17 protein-coding genes are annotated in these 20,026 nt (G+C 73.9%); 10 read left to right on the forward strand and 7 right to left on the reverse strand.

The window, feature by feature from the left end:
- Positions 1 to 130: 130 nt before the first annotated feature.
- Positions 131 to 718, reverse strand: a complete 588-nt coding sequence (locus QSK03_RS22785) for a TetR/AcrR family transcriptional regulator (RefSeq protein ID WP_285657066.1) — start codon at positions 716 to 718, stop codon at positions 131 to 133.
- Positions 719 to 812: 94 nt separating this feature from the next.
- On the opposite strand from QSK03_RS22785, the gene QSK03_RS22790 reads away from it, so the two are divergent.
- Positions 813 to 2,324, forward strand: a complete 1,512-nt coding sequence (locus QSK03_RS22790; protein ID WP_285657068.1) for a CocE/NonD family hydrolase — start codon at positions 813 to 815, stop codon at positions 2,322 to 2,324.
- Positions 2,325 to 2,545: 221 nt separating this feature from the next.
- Here the strand turns inward: QSK03_RS22790 and QSK03_RS22795 are convergent, their stop codons facing one another.
- Complete coding sequence (locus QSK03_RS22795; protein WP_352232026.1) at positions 2,546 to 2,812, reverse strand: SDR family NAD(P)-dependent oxidoreductase; 267 nt, start codon at positions 2,810 to 2,812, stop codon at positions 2,546 to 2,548.
- A 561-nt stretch (positions 2,813 to 3,373) separates the two neighbouring features.
- On the opposite strand from QSK03_RS22795, the gene QSK03_RS22800 reads away from it, so the two are divergent.
- From QSK03_RS22800 to QSK03_RS22810, 3 genes are all read left to right on the forward strand, one after another.
- Positions 3,374 to 5,407: a DEAD/DEAH box helicase gene (locus tag QSK03_RS22800; protein ID WP_285657071.1), complete on the forward strand. Its 2,034-nt coding sequence runs from the start codon at positions 3,374 to 3,376 to the stop codon at positions 5,405 to 5,407.
- A gap of 105 nt (positions 5,408 to 5,512) precedes the next feature.
- Positions 5,513 to 5,689: a hypothetical protein gene (locus QSK03_RS22805; protein WP_285657074.1), complete on the forward strand. Its 177-nt coding sequence runs from the start codon at positions 5,513 to 5,515 to the stop codon at positions 5,687 to 5,689.
- A gap of 136 nt (positions 5,690 to 5,825) precedes the next feature.
- The gene (locus tag QSK03_RS22810) at positions 5,826 to 7,151 is read left to right on the forward strand and encodes an MFS transporter (protein ID WP_285657077.1); all 1,326 of its coding nucleotides are present in this window, start codon (positions 5,826 to 5,828) and stop codon (positions 7,149 to 7,151) included.
- A gap of 46 nt (positions 7,152 to 7,197) precedes the next feature.
- On the opposite strand, the gene QSK03_RS22815 is transcribed toward QSK03_RS22810, so the two are convergent.
- Positions 7,198 to 8,163 (reverse strand): alpha/beta hydrolase, encoded by a 966-nt coding sequence (locus QSK03_RS22815; RefSeq protein WP_285657078.1) that lies wholly within the window; start codon positions 8,161 to 8,163, stop codon positions 7,198 to 7,200.
- 130 nt (positions 8,164 to 8,293) lie between these two features.
- Here QSK03_RS22815 and QSK03_RS22820 point away from each other — a divergent pair, with 130 nt between their 5' ends.
- Positions 8,294 to 11,062, forward strand: a complete 2,769-nt coding sequence (locus QSK03_RS22820; RefSeq protein ID WP_285657079.1) for a helix-turn-helix transcriptional regulator — start codon at positions 8,294 to 8,296, stop codon at positions 11,060 to 11,062.
- Here the strand turns inward: QSK03_RS22820 and QSK03_RS22825 are convergent.
- Positions 11,010 to 11,990, reverse strand: coding sequence for a DUF5996 family protein (locus QSK03_RS22825; protein WP_285657082.1), 981 nt, complete (start codon positions 11,988 to 11,990; stop codon positions 11,010 to 11,012). The genes QSK03_RS22820 and QSK03_RS22825 overlap by 53 nt on opposite strands.
- A gap of 163 nt (positions 11,991 to 12,153) precedes the next feature.
- Between QSK03_RS22825 and QSK03_RS22830 the strand changes: the two genes are divergently transcribed.
- Both QSK03_RS22830 and QSK03_RS22835 read left to right on the forward strand, forming a co-directional pair.
- Entirely contained in the window at positions 12,154 to 13,128 is a 975-nt protein-coding gene (locus QSK03_RS22830) for an alpha/beta hydrolase (protein ID WP_285657084.1), read from the forward strand.
- Between the two features lie 2 nt (positions 13,129 to 13,130).
- A complete protein-coding gene (locus QSK03_RS22835) occupies positions 13,131 to 13,844 on the forward strand; it encodes an alpha/beta fold hydrolase (RefSeq protein ID WP_285657086.1) in 714 nt (237 codons plus the stop codon).
- A 33-nt stretch (positions 13,845 to 13,877) separates the two neighbouring features.
- Here QSK03_RS22835 and QSK03_RS22840 read toward each other — a convergent pair whose 3' ends face one another.
- Together QSK03_RS22840 and QSK03_RS22845 are read right to left on the reverse strand one after the other, a co-directional pair.
- Positions 13,878 to 15,488 carry an acetate--CoA ligase gene (locus tag QSK03_RS22840; protein ID WP_285657088.1) on the reverse strand — a complete coding sequence of 537 codons (1,611 nt, stop codon included), beginning with the start codon at positions 15,486 to 15,488 and terminating at the stop codon, positions 13,878 to 13,880.
- Positions 15,489 to 15,548: 60 nt separating this feature from the next.
- The gene (locus tag QSK03_RS22845; protein ID WP_285657089.1) at positions 15,549 to 16,388 is read right to left on the reverse strand and encodes a helix-turn-helix transcriptional regulator; all 840 of its coding nucleotides are present in this window, start codon (positions 16,386 to 16,388) and stop codon (positions 15,549 to 15,551) included.
- A 102-nt stretch (positions 16,389 to 16,490) separates the two neighbouring features.
- On the opposite strand from QSK03_RS22845, the gene QSK03_RS22850 reads away from it, so the two are divergent.
- Both QSK03_RS22850 and QSK03_RS22855 read left to right on the forward strand, forming a co-directional pair.
- Complete coding sequence (locus tag QSK03_RS22850) at positions 16,491 to 17,459, forward strand: SDR family oxidoreductase (protein ID WP_285657091.1); 969 nt, start codon at positions 16,491 to 16,493, stop codon at positions 17,457 to 17,459.
- Between the two features lie 15 nt (positions 17,460 to 17,474).
- Positions 17,475 to 18,110 (forward strand): ribonuclease H family protein, encoded by a 636-nt coding sequence (locus tag QSK03_RS22855; protein WP_285657149.1) that lies wholly within the window; start codon positions 17,475 to 17,477, stop codon positions 18,108 to 18,110.
- Between the two features lies 1 nt (position 18,111).
- On the opposite strand, the gene QSK03_RS22860 is transcribed toward QSK03_RS22855, so the two are convergent.
- Positions 18,112 to 18,975: a polysaccharide deacetylase family protein gene (locus QSK03_RS22860; RefSeq protein WP_285657093.1), complete on the reverse strand. Its 864-nt coding sequence runs from the start codon at positions 18,973 to 18,975 to the stop codon at positions 18,112 to 18,114.
- 120 nt (positions 18,976 to 19,095) lie between these two features.
- On the opposite strand from QSK03_RS22860, the gene QSK03_RS22865 reads away from it, so the two are divergent.
- Positions 19,096 to 20,007: an NADP-dependent oxidoreductase gene (locus QSK03_RS22865; protein ID WP_285657095.1), complete on the forward strand. Its 912-nt coding sequence runs from the start codon at positions 19,096 to 19,098 to the stop codon at positions 20,005 to 20,007.
- Positions 20,008 to 20,026 lie beyond the last annotated feature (19 nt).

Here is a 20,026-nt window from a genome sequence, read left to right on the forward strand (position 1 = left end):
GGACCCCCGGGAAAGGTCGCGCCACGAATATCGCCATTATTTTCCCGGTATCACAGATCCATTACGACAATGGCGGGAATGAGGTGCGGGCAAACGGTTGTGAATCTGCTGTGGACGTCCCGGTGGATCGTCAGCGCACGGGGCTGATCCCCGCCAGCAGCGCGTCGACGACCCGCGCCGGCATCCCGTCCTCGATCTCCTCCCGGGTGAGGAGGACCCGGAAGTGCACGGGGCTCACCAGCATCTCGATCACCAGGCGGGGGTCGACGGTGTCGGGGAGCTCGCCGCGGGCCACCGCGCGCGTGATCATCTGCTGGGACCGCTCGGAGCGGTACGCCCAGTAGCGGTCGCGCGCCTGCCGCATGACCGGGTCGTCGCCGGCGATGGCGAGGGTGTGCTCGAGCGCGTGACCGGTCGGCGTCGCGAGGAACGCGGCCAGGTCGGTCGCGTAGGCGATCAGGTCGTCGCGGACGCGGCCCGTGTCGGGCACCCGGAGCACCTCGCTGGCCGCGAGCAGCGCGTCGATCAGCAGGTTCTCGCGGTTGCGCCAGCGCCGGTAGATCGACGTCTCGTGCACCCCGGCCCGCTCCGCGACGTCGCCGACCTTGAGGCCCTCCAGACCGTGGGCGCGCAGGAGCTCGACGGTCGCGTCGAGGACCGCCGCCCGCACGCGCGCCGACCGACCGCCGGGACGCCGCCGTACCTCCGTCTCGCTCATCGCCACGCACCCTAACGCAAGCCCGCTTGCTTTTCGGGTCGCGGCGGTCCCACACTGCTCTCGCCAGTCGACTGGACTTAACGAGGAGCACCCGATGCAGATCGATCGCGACGTCGCGGTCCCCACCCGCGACGGCTCCACCATCGCCGTCGACGTCTTCCGCCCCGACGGCGACGAGCCCGCCCCGGTGATCGCGTCGATCAGCCCCTACGGCAAGGACGTGCACTGGCCGGAGCGCTACCCGCTCTACGAGGTCGTGCCCCACAACGACCACATGGTCTGGGAGACACCGGACCCCGAGTGGTGGACAGCGCGCGGCTACGCCCTGCTGCGTGCCGACACCCGCGGCACCGGGAAGTCGCCCGGCCGGCTGGACCTCTACGGCCCGCAGGACGCCGAGGACTTCTACGACGTCGTCGAGTGGGCCGCCGAGCAGCCGTGGAGCACCGGCAAGGTCGCGTCCAGCGGCATCTCCTGGCTGGCGATGATGGGCTGGCGGGTGGCGGCGCTCCAGCCGCCCCACCTCGCCGCGGTGATCGCGTGGGAGGGCTCCACCGACTTCTACCGCGAGTGCGCCTACCAGGGCGGGCTCTACACCCACGGGTTCATGGAGTTCTGGTGGGCACGCCAGATCGAGCCGCAGCGCACCGGTCGGGACGGTGACGACTGGCGTGAGGTGCTCCCGCGGCACCCACTGCTCGACGACTACCACCGCGCGCGCACCACCGACCTCGACCGCGTCACCGTGCCCGTGCTCTCCGCGGCGAACTGGGGCGCGCTGCACCTGCACCTGCGCGGCAACATCGAGGGCTGGCGGCGGGCGGCGTCGGCCGACAAGTGGCTCGTGGTGCACACCGGCACCCACATCGACCCCTACTACGCGGACTGGGCCCTGGAGCTGCAGCTGCGCTTCCTCGACCGGTACCTCAAGGACCAGCCCGGCCGCATGGACGGCGTCGCGCCGGTCCAGATGGCCGTGCGCCACGGGCGCGACGTCGTGTGGCGCGAGGCCACGGACTTCCCCCTGCCCGGCACCGCGTGGCGCGAGCTCCACCTGGGCGAGAAGGACCTCGACTGGACCGCGCCGGGCGCGGCCGCCGAGGTCACCTACCCCGCCACCTTCGACACGGCGCCGGTCGAGGAGACCCTCGAGCTGACCGGCCCGGTCGCCCTGCGGCTCTGGGTCTCGGCCGACGGGGACGACCTCGACGTCCTCGCCCGCGTGCAGCACCTCGACGTCGACGGGAACCCGATCCCGGGCGTCGGGCCGCAGGGCGGGCCGGTGCCGATGGCGATGGGCTGGCTGCGTGCCTCGCACCGCGAGACCGACCCGGAACGCTCCGAGCCGGCCCGCCCGTGGCACCCGCACGACCGCGAGGTCCCGCTGACCCCCGGCGAGCCCACGCTGCTCGAGGTGGAGATCTGGCCGACCAGCATCACGCTCGCCCCCGGCGAGCGGCTCCGTCTCGAGCTGGTGACCGACGACGGCGACCTCGAGATGATGGCCCACGACCACCCGACCCTCCGCCGGCCCGCGACCGGGGCCACGATCCACGTCGGCGGGGAGCACGCCTCGCACCTGCTGGTGCCCGTGGTGCCCGCCTAGTCGTCTCGCCTGGTGGTCTCGCTCAGTCGTCCTCCGCGCGCCGGCGCTCGCCGGTCCGCAGCGCGAATACGGAGCTCCGGGACCTCCAAGACTTCCGGGACCTCCGGGACCTCCGGGACCTCCAGGGCGGGCTGAATCGGGTCGCGGGTGCGGGAGCGAGGGCGTCCTTCGCTGCGTACGACGCAGCGACGGCGTCCCTCGCTCCACCACGTCGCGCCCGCTCAGCGCGCCGCGTCACCGCCGTCGACGAGGTGGTAGCTGCCGGTGATGAAGGTGGCGGCGTCGGAGGCCAGGAAGGCGACGAGGTTCGCCACCTCCTCCGACGTGCCGAGCCGGTTCAGCGCGTGCCCCGCGGCGATCTGCTCGCGCGCCTCCCGATCGAGGTTCGCCTCGAGCAGGGGGGTCGCGATGAACCCCGGGCCCACGGCGGTGACGCGCACAAGGTCGCCCGCGTGCTCCAGGGCGGCGTTCTTGGTCAGGCCCAGCAGGGCTTCGTGGCCACGTACGCCGACGACCCGGGAGGTTCACGTCGACGACCGAGCGCCACGCCTCGGTCGGGTACTCCGCGACCGGCAGCGCCGGGCCGCCGATCCCCGTGTTGTTCACCGCGATCCGCAGCGGGGCCGGCTGCTCGGCGGCCTCAGAACAACCATCAGCACACGGCCGATCCCGCCTCCGCCCATGATCCAGATCACCGGATCTCCCTCGCCGGGCGCGTCGCGTCGCCCGCCGTCCGCCGACGCGTATGATGGAATCAACGCCCGGATCGCCGTGTTCCCGTCGAGGAGCACGTCGGGTGCGCCGCGTACCGCGTCATCCCCCATCGGTGACGCCGTCCCAGCGGAGACCGCTCGGACCGTGGCCCGCGATCTCGCCGAGATCGCATGGCAGGCGAGGTCGACGACACGTTCCCGCCGCGCCGGTCGGAGACCGCGCGACGGAAGGGCACCCCGGAAAGGAAGTCCATGGCTCGACGAGGCAGGCCCCAGAACAGGGACCGCCACGGCAGCACCACCAGGGGCGGACGCAACCGCCGGCGCGAGGACGTCATGTCCGTGCTCACGCAGGCCGTGCGGGAGCTGCGAACCGCCCTCGAGCGCGGACGGGTGACCCCGTCCACGCGCACGAAGTTCCAGGCCGTCGCCCTGATGCTGCGCGACGAGCGCGCCCGGGTCCGCGCGCGCACCGACCTCGGCGACAACCGCCGGACCGACCGGCTCGAGCGCCTCGACGAGATCGCGACGTCACTGGCGAAGATCGCCGTCCGCGACCAGGCGCTGCTCGCGCTCCTCGGCGAGGACGCCGTCGTCTCCGACCAGGCCCGCTCCCTCGAGCGCGAGATGCTGCGCCGCGCCGGTATCGAGACCGCGCCCGACGAGGAGCCGCCGGCCGAGGAGCCGACCACGGCCCCGACCAAGCCGGGCGTCGTGCCGCAGTCGGTCGTCTCCCGCCAGATGGCCAACCCCTTCCTCGCCCCCGACTTCTCGGCCGCGCGCCCGAGCGCCGCGCGCCCCACCCCGCTGAGCGGCTGGGAGCTGCTCGACCCGTTGCTGCGCTCGTTCGAGCGCGCCGGCGACGGCGTCTCGGCCTGCATGGACCTGCCCGCGCCCGGGTCGCGCCAGGCTCCCGGTGGACGCGAGCTCATGCCGCACCAGGCCCGCGTCGTCGCGGCCGTCGCGGCGGGGCACCGCACATTCCTGCTCGCCGACGAGCCGGGGCTGGGCAAGACCGCCCAGGCGCTGCTCGCGGCCGAGGCGGCGAAGGCCTACCCGCTGCTCGTCGTCGTGCCGAACGTCGTCAAGACGAACTGGGTCCGCGAGGCCGGCCTGTGGTCGCCGCGGCGCGAGGCGACCGCGATCCAGGGCAACGGCGACTCGGTCAACGGCTTCGCCGACATCGTCGTGGTCAACTACGAGGTGCTCGACCGGCACGCCGGGTGGCTCGGCGACTTCGGCTTCCGCGGCATGGTCGTCGACGAGGCGCACTTCATCAAGAACAAGAGCTCGCAGCGCTCGCAGCACGTCCTGTCGCTGGCCGAGCGCATCCGCTCGTTCGCGAGGACGCCGCTGCTCATGGCGCTCACCGGCACCCCGTTGATCAACGACATCGAGGACTTCCTCGCCATCTGGGAGTTCCTCGGCTGGATCGACGAGAAGAAGCCGCTCCCCGACCTCATGGACGCCCTGTCCGACACCGGCCTCACACCCGCCGACCGGGGCTTCGCCGCGGCCGCGCGCCAGGCGGTGATCGACCGCGGCATCGTCCGGCGCCGCAAGGTCGACGTCGCCGCCGACATCCCCGAGCGCCGCGTCGCCGACCTGCCCGTCGAGCTGGACGGCCCCACCGGACGCTCGATCCGGGCGGCCGAGCGCGACCTCGCCCGCCGGATGGTGGCGCGCTACGAGGACGCCGTGGCCGCGCGCGGCGCGGGCCCCGTCGAGGGGATCGACCACGACCTCGTCGCCAAGGTGGCGACGTGGGAGCAGAAGGACGCGGCCGGCTCGTCGAGCGGCGACAACGTGTTCAGCATGATGCGCCGCATCGGGCAGGCGAAGGCGTCGCTCGCCGCCGACTACGCCGCCCAGCTCGCCCGCAGCGCGGGCAAGGTGGTGTTCTTCGCCAAGCACGTCGACGTCATGGACGCCGCGGAGGAGACGTTCGCCCAGCAGGGCGTGCGGTTCTCCTCCATCCGGGGCGACCAGACGCCGAGCGTGCGACAGCGCAACATCGACGCCTTCGTCGAGGACCCCGACGTCGCGATCGCAGTCTGCTCGCTGACCGCGGCCGGGGTCGGCATCAACCTGCAGGTCGCCTCGAACATCGTGCTGGCGGAGCTGCCGTGGACCGCCGCGGAGCAGACGCAGGCGATCGACCGCAGCCACCGCATCGGGCAGTCGGAGCCGGTCACCGCGTGGCGCATGATCGCTGCACAGACGATCGACGCCCGGATCGCGACGCTGATCGACGACAAGGCGGGCCTGGCCGCGGTGGCGCTCGACGGGTCCGACGAGGAGATCGGGTCGTCGGCCGACATGCAGCACGCCGCGCTCGTCGCGCTGCTGACGGACGCTTTGTCCTCCTGAGAGCCCCGTGGGCTGCGCCACACGAACGAGGAGTACGTTCCGCGCACAACAGTCCACCGAATGGTCGAGTACGAGGCCCGGCCGAGACGCGGCGAGGAGTTCCCCGTGCCCGAGACCGAGCGGCCCGTCGTCGCGCCCGACGAGCTCGAGACGCCCCCGGTCGGCATCCCGAGCCTCTCGGACTGGCTGCGCACCCAGAACGTCGTCGACCTCGCGGACCTCGCGCGGGACGCGCGCCTCAGCCGGGGGTCCTTCGGTCGGCGCCTCCGCGACCACCCGTAGACGCCACCGGCCGGGGGCTCCGGGTCGCGGGGTCGTCGCTCGTGCGCCACCTCTGGCGTCCCGTGGACTTCGCTCCGTATGGTCTCCGTCACATCGAGTGTCCGATGTCCGCCTCGCGGGGGGCCGGAGGTTCCAGATGGATGGTGCGCCCAGCACACGCCCAGAGCCGACCGCCGCGGAGACCCGCCGGGTCGCCGCCGCGACGCTGATCGGCACGTCGATCGAGTGGTTCGACTTCTTCGTCTACGGCGCCGCGGCCGCCCTGGTGTTCGGGAAGCTGTTCTTCCCGTCGGCCAATCCGCTCACCGGCACGCTGCTCGCGCTGGCGACCTTCGGCGTCGGGTTCGTCGCCCGCCCGTTCGGTGGCGTGATCTTCGCGCACTTCGGTGACCGGATCGGCCGCAAGTCGATGCTCGTGCTCTCGGTCGTGATGATGGGCGGCGGCACGTTCCTCGTCGGGCTGCTGCCGACCTACCAGACGATCGGGATCCTCGCGCCGATCCTGCTCGTGGTGCTGCGGATCGTGCAGGGCATCGGTCTCGGCGGCGAATGGGGCGCCGCCGCGACCATGGCGGTCGAGTACGCGCCACCGCAGCGTCGCGGCTTCTTCGGGAGCTTCCCGCAGACCGGCGTGCCGGCCGGGATGCTCGTCGCGAACCTCTCGCTGCTCGTCATCTCCGCGGTCGTCTCGAACGAGGCGTTCCTCGCCTGGGGCTGGCGGATACCGTTCCTGGCCTCGATCGTGCTCGTCGTCGTCGGCGTCGTGATCCGCCTGCGGGTGGCCGAGTCGCCGGTCTTCGAGCAGGCGCGGAACGCCGGGAAGATCGAGCGACAGCCCGTGGTCGCGGTGCTGCGCCGCCAGCCGCTGAACGTCCTGCGCGCGGCCGGCCTGCGGTTCGCCGAGAACAGCACCTTCTACATCCACACCACGTTCGTCCTGACCTACGGCACCGTCGTGCTCGGCATGGCGCGCGGCGACCTCCTGCTCGCGGTGATCGTCTCGTCGGCCGTCGGGCTGGCGAGCATCCCGCTCTACGGCTGGGCCGCGGACCGTTTCGGACGGCGTCCGGTGGTGCTCTGGGGCTCGCTGGTGCTGCTCGCCATGAGCTGGCCGTACTTCTGGGCCCTGGACACGCGGTCGGTCCCGCTGATCGTGCTGGCCACCGTGATCGCCGTGAACGTCGGCAACTCGGCGGTCTACGCCCCGCAGCCGGCGTGGTTCTCCGAGCTGTTCGAGCCGGAGGTCCGCTACAGCGGCGCGTCGATCGGCGCGCAGGGGGCGAGCGTGTTCGCCGGCGGCCTGGCCCCCGTCATCGCCACCGCACTGCTCGACGCCACCGGCGGCTGGGGCTGGATCGCGGTCTACATGTCGGCGATGGTGCTGATCACGGTCGTGGCCGCGCTGTTCTCGCCCGACCCGTACAAGGCCACGACGCGCGAGCCCGAGGCCGTCGCCGCGTGAGTCCGGTCGCGCGTCGGGCGGGGGTCGGTCATGAGTCCGTCGTGGCTCAGTCGTGGACGGCGAGGGCCGCACTCAGGAAGGCCCCGCCCTCGGCGACCGCCGCACGGGTGGCCGGGATGCCCTCCAGCGGGCGCAGCGACGCGAAGTCGTGGACCGTGCCCGCATAGCGCGACGCGGAGGCCGCGACGCCGGCGGCACGCAGACGGTCCGCATACCGCTCCCCTTCGTCGCGCAGCACGTCCGCCTCGGCGGTGATCACGAGTGACGGCGGCATCGACGCAAGGTCGGTCGTGGTGGCGCGCGCGGGGACCGCCGAGGGCGCGGCGCGATCCGTCGGGTCGGGGACGTACTGGCTCCAGTACCAGAGCGCCTCCCGACGGGTGAGCAGATAGTCGTCGCCGAGCTCGCGGTGGGACGCCGCGTCGCACCGGTCGTCGACGAACGGGTAATAGAGCAGCTGGGCACGCAGGCGCGGGCCCCCGCGACGCGCGGTCACGACGGCGAGGGCCGTGGCGATCGTCGCGCCCGCGCAGTCGCCCGCGACGGCGACCCGCCGCCCGTCGACGCCCAGCTCCTCGGCGTGCTCCACCACCCACGCGAGGAGCGCGGACGTCTCCTCCACCGCGACCGGATAGCGCGCCTCGGGTGTGCGGGTGTACTCGGGGACGACGAGAGCGGCACCGGACGCGGCCGCGAGGTCCCGGATCAGCCGCGCGTGGGTGTGGGCATCACCGAGCATCCACCGCCCGCCGTGGAGGTAGACGACCACCGGGGGAGCCGCCGGCCCGGCCGGGGCGCGGACCGTCCAGAAGCCGACCAGCCCCGACGGACCCACCGGCGCGACGCCGAACCGGGCCGCATCGTCCATCGCGTAACCCTGGGACTCCGACAGGGCGAGCCGGCCGTCGTCCGGGCCCAGGTCGTGCAGGTGCGGCGGACCGGCCGAGGAGCGCACGAGCCGCGCCACGACCGGGTCGAGCTCCGGCCACCGACCGGCCTCCTCGGATCCCATTCGTCCCGTCCCCTCTCCGCGATCAGCGTAGGGCGCCCGTATGACGCGCTTCCATGGTCGGACGGTGTCGCGGAACACCCCGGTTGGGCGACACTGGGAGGCCGAACCGTGCGGCGCCCGAGGAGGACCCGTGGACCTCGTCGGCCGGGAGGACGAGACCCGCGCGGTGCACGAGGTCGTCGACGGCGCATTGTCCGGGCCCCGCACCCTGCTGCTGCTCGGCGAGGCGGGTTCCGGGAAGACCACCCTGCTGCACGCCGCCGCGGTGCGCGCGGGCACGCGCGACATGACCGTCGTGGCGGGCGCGGGGTGCGCCGCCGAGGCCGAGCAGTCGTTCGCGGTGCTGGACCAGCTCCTCGCGCCGCTGCTCCCGCAGCTCTCCGTTCTGCCCGCCAGCACGGCCCGCGCGGTGCGGGCCGCCGTCGGGCTCGTCGCGGACCAGCAGCCGGTGGATGCCGCCGCGGTTCGGACCGGGGTGCTGCGGCTCCTCGGGGCGGTGGCGACGCAGCGGCCGCTCCTGCTGGTCGTCGACGACGTCCAGCTCGTGGACCGGGACACCTGCGAGGTCCTCACCTTCGTGCTCCGACGGCTCACCACCGAGCGGCTCGCGGTGGTGATCGCCGCCCGGTCGACGGTGCGACCCGCCGGCATCGAGGCCGGCGTCCCGGCGATCTCGCTGGGACCCCTGCCCGACGTCGACGCCGCGCGCCTGCTCGACAGCCTCCCGGACGCACCGACCGGACGCGCCCGGCTCGACGTCCTGGCCGAGGCGGGCGGCAATCCGCTGGCCCTGGTCGAGCTCGCGAGCGTCGTCGCCCGTGAGGGCGGGCTGGCGCGGGCGGGTCTGGCAGCCCCCGCCCGGCTCCAGGACATGTTCTCCGACCGGCTGGCGCGTCTCCCCGAGCCCACCCGCCGCCTGCTCGTCTACGCCGCGGCGGCGGCACAGGAGGACCTCGCCACGACGGTGGCCGCCGCCGGGACGGGCGAGGACCTGTCCGGGTGGGCACCCGCCGAGGAGGCGGGGCTGGTGGTGGTCGGCGGCGACTCGGTGGCCTTCCGGCATCCGCTGGTCCGTGCCGCCACGTATGAGGGCGCACCGGCCGGCCTGCGATCGCGCGCCCACCGCGACCTCGCCGCTGCCCTCGTCCACGATCCCGCCCGGCGCGCCTGGCATCTGGCCGAGGCCACCATCGCGCCGGACGAGTCCGTGGCCGCGGCGCTGGAGGAGACCGCGACGCTCGCCCGGAAGCGTGGCGGGGTCCACGCCACCGCTCGGGCGCTGCAGCGATCGGCCGAGCGGACGCCCGACACCCACGAACGGGCCCGCCGCTACACCCTGGCCCTCGCGGCCGCCGACGACTACGGCGATCCGGCGTGGATCCGTGAGCTCCACCAGGAGCTCCTGCGGCTCACCGACGACCCCGACCTGCTCGGAGCCGCAGCGGCCGCCGCCGGGCACGGTCTGTGCCTGTCGGGGCTCCAACGGGAGGCGTTCTCGCTCCTCGACGACTCCCTCACGCGACGGCGGCCGCGCCGGGCGAGCACGACGGTCGCGCTCACCGGCGTGCTGTCCGCCGTCCACGTCCAGTCCGGGCTCCCCGAGCACGGCGGCCGCGTCGCCGCCCTGCTCGCCCGCGCGCCGACCGCCCCTCCGGTCGAGGCCTCCGGTCTCCTCCCGCCGGCCGCGCACCCGGCGATGATGGAGAGCATCCGCGCACAGCTCCGCCCCGACCCGGACGCACACCGGATCCTCGAGGACCCCGGGGCCGCGGTCCACCGACCGCTCGACGGTCCCGCGGACGTGGCCCGCCTGCTGTGCCTCGGCAGCACCGCGTGGTTCGCCGACGCGCCGGACCTCGCCCTCGACGCCTTCCGTCGGGCGCGCTCCGCGCTGGGCGCGGAAGGCGCTCTCGGGATGGTGGTGATGTGCCTGCCGGCCATGGCCTCGGCGATGATCGACACCGGTCGGTGGGGCGACGCCACGACGCTGCTCGACGAGATCGGCGAGCTGGCGGTGGTGCACCGCCACCGGTACGCCGAAGCGGACGTCGCCGCGTTGCGCACCGAGCTCGCCGCCCGCCGCGGCCTGCCCGGCGCCGAGGTCGATCCCGCCGCGTGGACGGCCGTGGATCTGGACGAGAACCGCGCCACCCATGCGCGTCTGCTGCGTGCCGCCGGGCTGGCCGCGGCCGCCGCGGGCGACCGCGACGCCGCCTTCCGTCACCTGCAATCGCTCTTCGCCCCGCGCGACGAGCCCCGCCACTTCTTCCTGTCCGCCCGGTCGATCGCCGACCTCGCCGACGCGGCCCGCGCCGTGGGAGCCCAGGACGTCGCCGCGCCGATCGTCGCCGCGGTGCGCGCCCGGGTCGGCGAACGCCCGACCACGCGACTGCGGCTGTTGCTCCACCGCGCCGAGGCCCTGCTCGCCGACGAGGACACGCCGGACACGACCGTCGAACGCAGCCATCGCCTCGCGGTCATCGATCCGGCCGGCGAGCAGTGGCCCCTCGAGCGGGCGCTCGCGAGGTTGCAGTACGCCCAGTGGCTGCGTCGGCGCCGTCGTCCGCTCGAGGCCAGGCCGCTGCTGGGTTCGGCGCACGACACCTTCGTCCGACTCGGCGCCGCCGGCCTGGCCGGTCTGGCCCGCGGGGAGCTGCGGGCCAGCGGGGGCGCCGATCGCGCGTCGTCGCCACCCACCGATCCGCTGGCCGCCCTCACCTCGCAGCAACGGGAGATCGTCATCCTGGCAGCCCGCGGCCTGCGGAACCGGGAGATCGCCGAGCAGCTCTACCTCTCGCCCCGCACGGTCGGGTCGCACCTGCACAACGCCTACCCCAAGCTCGGGGTCAGCGGACGGCACCAGCTGCGGGAGTTCCTGGGCGAGCTGCCCGAGACGTAGCGAGCACCGGATCGGTGACACCTCCGGCACACGCGAGGTCGGACGCCGGCCAACCCGCGCGCACCGCCCCGGCGTCGTAGGCGGTCTCGTAGAAGTCGAGCACCGTGGCGCGTGGGTCGGCGGTGGCCCGGGCGTCCGCGTACGTCAGCACGGCCAGATGGGCGCCGCCTTTCTCGAGCCACCTCGCGGACGGCGGGGAGAGCGCGGCGGACGGGAGTCCGTCGGGTTCCGGCGCGGTGTAGGAGTAGAACGCCGGCTCGGGGAAGGTCGGGTCGCCGAACCAGAACCCGGAGCTGATCACCTCGCGCGAGTAGGCCTCGCGGGTGACCGGATCGGTCTCCGCTCCGTGGCCGATCACCCGGTCGGAGAACCGGGTCAGCGCGATGTCGAAGGTGTGCCAGAAGTGGTGCACCGGGCTGGTCTTGCCGCTGTAGCGACCGGCGAACTGCTCGAGGAGCAGGTTGACCTGCCCGAGGATCCGCCAGTAGCGCGTGACCGCGCCGGGGTCGTACGTGGCGTGCTCGGTGTCGGCGGCGAACGGGCGCTCGTGATCGGGGAGGTCGAACGGCCGGGGATCGGCGATCACCACGGGCAGGTCCAGTGCCGCCAGCCCGGCGGTGAGGTCGGTCGAGAACGACGCCACGGACCGGTCACGCAGCGAGAACGACCAGCGGCCGCCGTCGGCGGTCGTCAGGTCGAGCCGGTGGTCGACGAGGTCGAGGTCGAGGCAGAAGATCCGCGCACCGTCGACCGTCATCGGCCGCGTGGTGAGTCCCCGCCCCGACAGGTGCAGCGGGACGTTCCACCAGTGGTTGCGGCGCGGGCTGGCCGCGAGCCGGACCTTCCCGACGATCTGGGCGAAGCGGTGCAGCGTCTCGCGGGTCGGGATCCAGTCCTCGTACGGGAGCGCGGGGAAGAGCTCGGTCATGCGTCCGGCCTCGGCCCTCGGACGTCCCGGGCGCATCGGTCGGTCGACGGTTCCTCGATCGAGCGACACAGAGCGCCAAGACCGGTCGGTCGACCGATACCGAACGGGGGACACACGCCCGCATGCTGGTCGCATTCCGTCACCCCGGCGCGAGAGGGACCCGATGACCGATCGACCGACGCCTGTGCTCGAGCAGGCCGCCCAGGACTTCGCCGACGCCACCGCGAAACCGCCCTTCCTCTACGACCTCGGACCCGTCGAGGGCCGCAAGGCCGTCGACGACGTCCAGAACGGCGCGGGGGTCGAGCGCCCCGAAGCCGAGATCACCGACCTCACCGTTCCCGGCGGCCCGACCGGCGAGGTCTCGATCCGCATCGTCAGGCCGGCCGGGTCCACCGGCACGCTGCCCGCCCTCCTCTACACCCACGGGGCCGGCTGGGTGTTCGGCAACGCCCACACCCACGACCGCCTGGTCCGCGAGCTCGCCGTCCGGGCGAACGCCGCCGTGGTCTTCACGAACTACGACCTGTCCCCCGAGGCGCGCTACCCCACGGCGATCGAGCAGGTCTTCACCGTCCTGCAGTGGATCGCGGCGAACGGCACCGAGCAGGGCATCGACGGCACCCGCATCGCGGTGGCGGGCGACTCGGTCGGCGGGAACATGACCGCGGCGGTCACCCTGATGGCCAAGCAGCGCGGCGGCCCGTCGATCGCGGCACAGCTGCTGTACTACCCGGTCACCGACGCGGGCTTCGACACGGCGTCCTACGAGCAGTTCGCGACCGGCTACTTCCTCTCCCGCGAGGGCATGCACTGGTTCTGGGACCAGTACACGACCGACCCCGCGCAGCGCGCCGAGATCACCGCGTCCCCCCTGCGCGCCACCCTCGACGACCTCGCCGGCCTGCCGCCGGCCCTCGTGATCGTCGCCGAGGCCGACGTCCTCCGTGACGAGGGCGAGGCCTACGCGGCCAAGCTGCGGGCCGCCGGCGTCCCGACCACCGCCGTGCGCTTCGGCGGGATCATCCACGACTTCGTGATGGTCGACGCCATGCGCGACACCCACGCCGCCCGCGGAGCCGTCCGCATGGGCGGCGAGTTCCTCTCCGACGCCCTCGCCCTCACCCAGGAGAACTGACCATGGCCACCCCGACCGTCGTCCTCGTCCACGGCGCCTTCGCCGACGCCTCCAGCTTCCGCACCCTGATCCCCGAGCTGCTCGCCGACGGCATCCCCGTCGTCGCCCCGGCCAACCCCAACCGCTCCCTCTCCGGCGACGCCGCCTACATCGCGTCGGTGGTCCGCCAGATCGAGGGCGACGTGATCCTCGTCGGGCACTCCTACGGCGGCGCCGTGATCACCGTGGCCGGGGTCGAGGACAACGTCCGCGCCCTGGTCTACCTCGCCGGCTATGCGCTGCAGGAGGGCGAGAGCCTCGGCGAGCTCCAGGGCGGCTTCCCCGACTCCCCGCTCGCGACCGCGCTCGTGCAGGGCAACTACCCCCTGCCCGACGGCACGACCGGCGTCGAGCTCTCGGTCGACCCCGCCAAGGTCCACGATGTGTTCGCCCAGGATCTCGACACGGAGACCACCAAGGTCATCGCGGTCTCGCAGCGTCCGCTCGCGGCCGTCGCGTTCGGCGAGCCCGCCTCGGCCGCCGCGTGGAAGACGAAGCCGTCCTGGGGGATCGTGTCCACATCGGACCACTCGATCAACCCCGACGTCGAGCGGTTCGGCTACCAGCGGGCCGGCGCGACGACCGTCGAGATCGACTCCTCGCACGTGGTGATGCTGTCGCACCCCAAGGAGTCCGCCGACATCATCCGTGAGGCGATCCGGGCGACCGAGCGCTGATCGTTCCGTGGTCGGGCGCTCCGGCGGGGACCCTCAGTCCTCCCGGAGCGCCCGGCGCAGGATCTTGCCGGTGGTGGTGCGGGGCAGCTCGTCGAGGAAGGCGATCGCGGCCGGGACCTCGTGGGCGGCGAGCCGCGCCCGGACGTGGGCGCGCAGCTCGTCGGCGAGGTCGTCGGACGCGGTGACGCCGGGGCGCAGGACGACGAACGCCTTGGGCACCTGCCCGCGCCGTTCGTCCGGGACGCCGATCACCGCCGCCATCGCGACCGCGTCGTGCCCGCCGAGGCTCTGCTCGATCTCGCCGGGGCCGATCCGGTAGCCGGCGGAGTTGATGACGTCGTCCTTGCGGGACTCGAACCACACGTAGCCGTCGGCGTCCTGGCGGGCCAGGTCGCCGGTGAGCAGCCAATTCCCGTGGAACTTCTCCGCGGTCGCCTCCGGGTTGCGCCAGTACTCGAGCATCGTCGACGGCGTCCGGCGGTCGAGGGCCAGCTCGCCGACCGTGTCGAGCACCGGCTCGCCGTCGTCGCCGAGCACGACCGCGGTGAACCCGGGCAGCGCCTTGCCCAGCGACCCCGGGCGGATCGGGTAGACCGACGAGCAGTTGCCGATACACGCGTTGAGCTCGGTCTGCCCGTAGCCCTCGTTCACGGTCGCGCCGAAGAACTCCTCGCTCCACTTCAGCAGGTCCGCGCCCAGCGCCTCGCCACCGGAGCCGATCGAGCGGTACGCGAACCCGCCGCCCTCCATCCCCGCCGCGCGGATCATCCGCAGGGCAGTGGCCGGCAGCAGCGTCAGCGTGACGCCGAACTCGCGCATCAGCCACACCGCGCGCTCGGCGGTGAAGGCCGGCTGGCGGTCCACCACCACCGGCAGGCCGTGGAACCAGGCGGGCACGAGGATGTCCATGATCCCGGCGATCCAGGCCCAGTCCGCCGGCGACCACAGCACGTCGCCGGCCTGCGGGTAGAACTCGTAGATCGCCTCGAACGCCGGCAGGTGCCCGAACACGATCCGGTGGGCGTGCAGCGCGCCCTTCGGGTCGCCGGTGGTGCCCGAGGTGTAGATGAGGAACGCCGGGTCCTCGGCCGCGGTGTCCACCGGCGTGAACTCCGGCGACGCCGCCGCCAGCGCGTCGTCCCAGGACTCCGGGCCCACCCCGTCTATCACCAGCAGCGGGACCTGCTCGCCGCCGTCGTCGAGCGCCTCGCGCACCCGCTCCGCGTTCGCCGCGGCCGTCACCACGGCCTTCGCGCCGGCGTTGCGCAGCCGGTAGCGCAGCGCGTCCGGTCCGAACAGCGACGACAGGGGCAGGGCGATCGCGCCCATCCGGAACATCGCCACGAACCCGACGCCGGTCTCGAACGACGCCGGGCTGACCAGCCCGACGACGTCGCCGCGCCCGATCCCGAGCGCGGTCAGCGCGTTCGACAGCCGGTTCGACGCCGTGGTCAGCTCGCCGAAGGTGTGGTCGCGGGAGGTGCGGTCCACCTCGACGACGGTGATCGCCCGGGCCTCCGGGTCCTGGCGGTCGGCACACGCCACCCCGAGGTTGAACCGCTCCGGGATCGCCAGGGTCGCGAAGTCGACCTGGCGCCAGAGCTCCTCGTAGCTCGCGGCCGGACGCAGCATCGGACGCTCCACGGCGCCTCCCGGGGCTCCTCGACGGTGAGGGAGCTCCCACCGTAGGCGCGCCGCCGCGTGTCAGGACAGGGTCTGCCCCCCGATGACGGCGAGGAGCTGCAGCTTCTCGTGGCTCTCGCTGCCCGGCACCGCGGTGTAGACCAGCAGCGCGTGTGAGCGGTCCGGGTCGAGCAGCTGCTGGCAGGTGAGCTCGAGACGGCCGAGCTCGGGGTGGACGAAGCGCTTGACGTCCCGTGGCCGGATGCCGACCTCGTGGTCGTCCCACACGGTGCGGAACTCCTCGTTGCCGGCGAGGAGGAGGTCGGCGAGGTGGGCGGCCCGTGAGCCCGGTCCTCGGCGGGCGACGACCTCGCGCAGCCCCGAGGCGAACATCCGGGAGAGGAACGCGTGGTCCTCCGGGGCGTACACCGCCCGGGTCGCGGGGTCGGTGAACCACCGGTAGCCGATGCTGCGGGCGGCACCGTCGTGGACCGTCGTGTCGCCGGTGAGCGCCACGCCGAGCGGGGTCTGGCGCAGCGTCTCGCCGAGCTCGGTCACGATCTCCGCGGGGGTGTCGCCGAGGCGGTCGAGCACGCGGAGCATCCCCGGGCTGACGTGCTCGCCGACGACACCCCGCTGGGGCGGCCGGTGCCCGGCGAGGTGGAAGAGGTGGTCGCGCTCGTCGAGCGAGAGATGCAGCCCCTGCGCGATGGCGGCGATCATCTGCTCCGAGGGCTGCGGCCCGCGCTCGCGCTCGATCCGCGCGTAGTAGTCGGTCGACATGTGGCAGAGCGCCGCGACCTCCTCGCGCCGCAGCCCCGCGGTCCGGCGGCGCTGCCCCCGCGGGAGCCCCACGTCCTCGGGCTGCAGCGACTCCCGTCGGCGCCGCAGGAACTCCGCCAGCCCGGTCCAATCGATCACGACGTCGTTCCTACCGCCGGCCCCGCCCCGGAGCCACGGCCTGCCGATCCGTGGCTCCGGAGGCCGTGGATGCCGTTCCCGCGACAGCCGAGGCTCAGTGTCATGCCACGCACACGACCGGACATCACCGTGCCCGACCTGACCGGGAAGCGCGCCCTCGTCACCGGCGCGAGCGACGGCGTCGGGCTCCGCCTCGCCACCCGCCTCGCCGCCGCCGGGGCCGAGGTGGTCCTGCCCGTCCGCAACCCCCGCAAGGGCGAGGCCGCGGTGGCCGCGGTCCGCGAGCGGACCCCGGGCGCGGCGGTGTCGCTGCGCACCCTGGACCTGTCCTCGCTGGCCTCGGTCGCCGCGCTGGGCACGATCCTGCGGGACGAGGGCCGCCCCGTCCATCTCCTGATCAACAACGCCGGGGTCATGACCCCGCCGGACCGGCAGACGACCGGCGACGGGTTCGAGCTGCAGCTCGGCACCAACCACCTCGGGCACGTCGCGCTCGTCGCCCATCTCCTCCCGCTGCTGCGGGCGGGCGGGGCACGGGTGACCTCGCAGGTGAGCATCGCGGCCCGCTCGGGAGCGATCGACTGGGACGACCTGAACGCCGAGCGGCGCTACGACGGCATGCGCGCCTACCGGCAGTCGAAGATCGCGCTCGGCCTGTTCGCCCTCGAGCTCGACCGACGCAGCCGCGACGAGGGCTGGGGCATCACCAGCAACCTCTCCCACCCCGGCGTGGCGCCGACCAACCTGCTCACCGCCCGGCCGGAGATCGGCCGTGACCGGCCGACCCCGGGTGGGCGCGTCATCCGCGCCCTGTCCGCGCGCGGGATCCTGTTCGGGTCGCTGGACACCGCGCCGCTGCCGGCGCTGTACGCAGCGACGTCCGCCGACGCGCGCGGCGGCCGCCTCTACGGGCCGAGCGGGCTCGGGAACCTCAGCGGCCCGCCCGCCGAGCAGGAGCTCTACGCGCCGCTGCGCAGCGCCGAGGACGCGCAGCGGATCTGGCGGGTCTCGGAGGAGCTGACGGCGGTGTCGCGCGGGCGCCCGGGACGGGCCGGGCGGGGCGCCGATTAGCCTGGCCCGGTGCCGATGACCGCGAAGTACGCCACCACCTGCGGGGTCTGCGCCGGGGCCGTGTCGCCGGGCGAGAGCATCGCGCGCGCCGGGGAGCGCTGGGCGCACGCGGAATGCGCCGACACCGCCGGCACCGCCGCCGGCTCGTCGGCGAAGCGACCGTCGACGACCGCGGCGACGAAGCCCGCGAAGGCCCCGCGGCCGGACATGCCGGCCGCCGAGGGCGCGCTCGAGGTGTGGACCGACGGCGCGTGCTCAGGCAACCCCGGCCCCGGCGGCTGGGCGTGGGCCACCCGTGACGGACGGCAGGACAGCGGCGGCGAGCCCGGCACCACCAACCAGCGCATGGAGATCCGCGCGGCGCTCGAGGCCGTGCGCGCCCTGGAGGGCCCGCTGGTCGTCGTCAGCGACTCGACCTACGTCGTGAACTGCTTCCGCGACGGGTGGTGGCGGGGCTGGCTGGCCCGCGGGTGGGTGACGAGCGCGAAGAAGCCGGTCGTCAGCCGCGACCTGTGGGAGCCGCTGATCACCATGGTCAACGACCGTGGCGACGTCTCCTTCCGGTGGACGAAGGGCCACTCGGGCGACGAGATGAACGACCTGGTCGACCGCCTCGCGGTCGAGCAGTCGAAGGCGGTCGCCGCCTCCTGACCTACGTCGGGAAGACGAACGTGTAGCCCGCGTCGCGGAGATCGGCGATGACATCGGCGAGGGCGGACTCCGTCTGCTCGCGCCGCCCGCCGCCGTCGTGCATCAGGACGACCGCCCCCGGGTGCGCCCCCGCCGCGACGCGGTGCTCGATCGCGAACGTGCCCGGTCGCGTCCAGTCGAGCGGGTCGACCGACCAGCCGAGGGGGCGCATCCCGGCCCGCGCGACCGCGTCCCGCAGCGTGGGCGTCCAGCGGCCCTCCGGCGCACGGAACCAGTCGACGGTCGCGCCGGGTCCCGCGGCGGCGAGCAGGGTGTCGCGGCTGTGGGCGAGCAGGACGTCCATCTCCGGCGCGGGCCGGGTGGCGACGGTCGGGTCGTGCGTGAGCGTGTGGTCGCACAGGCGGTGGCCCTCGGCGACCACGCGCCGGACGAGGTCCGGGTGCGCGCTCGCCTGCTGGCCGATCATGCAGAACACCGCGGGGACCCGTTCGCGGTCGAGGATGTCCAGGACGGCCGGCGTGCTCTCGGGCCACGGGCCGTCGTCGAACGTGAGCGCCACGGTCCGGGAGCCCGGCGCGGCGCTCTCGACCGTCGACAGGAGCCCCGGGCCGACGTGCGGGCGCGCGTCGCCGAACCGGTGCCCCCGGTCGGGCGGCGGGCCGGCGTCCTCGGACGTACCCCGGAGGAGCGCGCTCCAGGACGCCCACGTCGGTGCGGCGAGGACCAGGGGTGGGCGGGGGTCGACGAGGACGGCGGTCGAGGTGCCCACGAACAGGGCGCCCGCCACCGCGAGGCCGGCCCACCGGTACACGTAGGGCGGACGGATGACCTGCCGCAGGATCACCCGCCGTCGCTCGGCCAGCACGTCACCCCCGCACCCTCGTTCACTCGTGTCGCAGTTGTCACACGGTAGAGCGAGCGAGGCGTCCACGATCGGCGACGCGCCGTCGTTGCGAACAACGTTCGTTCAACGAATACTGTTCGTATGAGAGCAGCCCAGTTCAGCCGGTACGGCGATCCCGACGTCCTCGAGATCGTCGACCTCCCCGATCCGCACCCGGGGCCCGGCCAGGTCCGGATCGCCGTCCACGCCGCCGGGATCAACGCCACGGAACCGAAGCTGCGCCGCGGCGAGCTGAGCTTCGGGGCGGAGCTCCCGCAGACGACCGGCCGCGACGTGGCCGGGGTCGTCGACGAGCTCGGCGACGGCGTGACCGACGTGGCCGTCGGCGACCGCCTCTTCGGCATCTCCGACGACGGCGCCGGCGCCGCCGAGCTGGCCCTGCTGACCTTCCGCGCGCCCATCCCCCGCTCGCTCGGCTTCGTCGACGCCGCCGGCCTGCCCTGCGCGCTGGAGACGGCGTCCCGCGGCCTCGACCAGCTCGGCGTCGGCGACGGCACCGTCCTGCTCGTCAACGGCGCGACCGGCGGGATCGGCAGCACAGCCGTGCAGCTGGCGGCGGCGCGGGGCGCGCGCGTGATCGGCGCCGCGAGCGCGGCCAACGCGACCTACCTGCGCCTGCTGGGGGCGGAGCCCGTGACCTACGGCGACGGCATGGCCGACCGGGTCCGGGCGCTCGCGCCGGACGCCGTCGACGTCGCCCTCGACGTCGCCGGGAGCGGTGTGCTCGGAGACCTCGTCGCGCTGGCCGGCGGGGCGGAGAACGTGGTGACGCTGGCCGACTTCGCGGGCGCCGAGGAGCACGGGGTGCACTTCAGCAACGGCTTCGTCGACGGCCACGGCTTCGCCGCCCTCGCGACGGTGGGCGAGCTCGTCGAGGCCGGACGGTTCTGGCTGCCGGTGGACCGCACCTTCCCGCTCGACCGGATCGCCGACGCCCACCGCGTGAGCGAGCAGGGCCACGTCCGGGGCCGCCTGGTGCTGGTGGTGCGGTGACGACGGCACCGGTCCGCCA

The sequence above is a fragment of the Actinomycetospora sp. NBRC 106375 genome, from assembly GCF_030269665.1.
In the GTDB taxonomy this organism is placed as follows: Bacteria; Actinomycetota; Actinomycetes; order Mycobacteriales; family Pseudonocardiaceae; genus Actinomycetospora.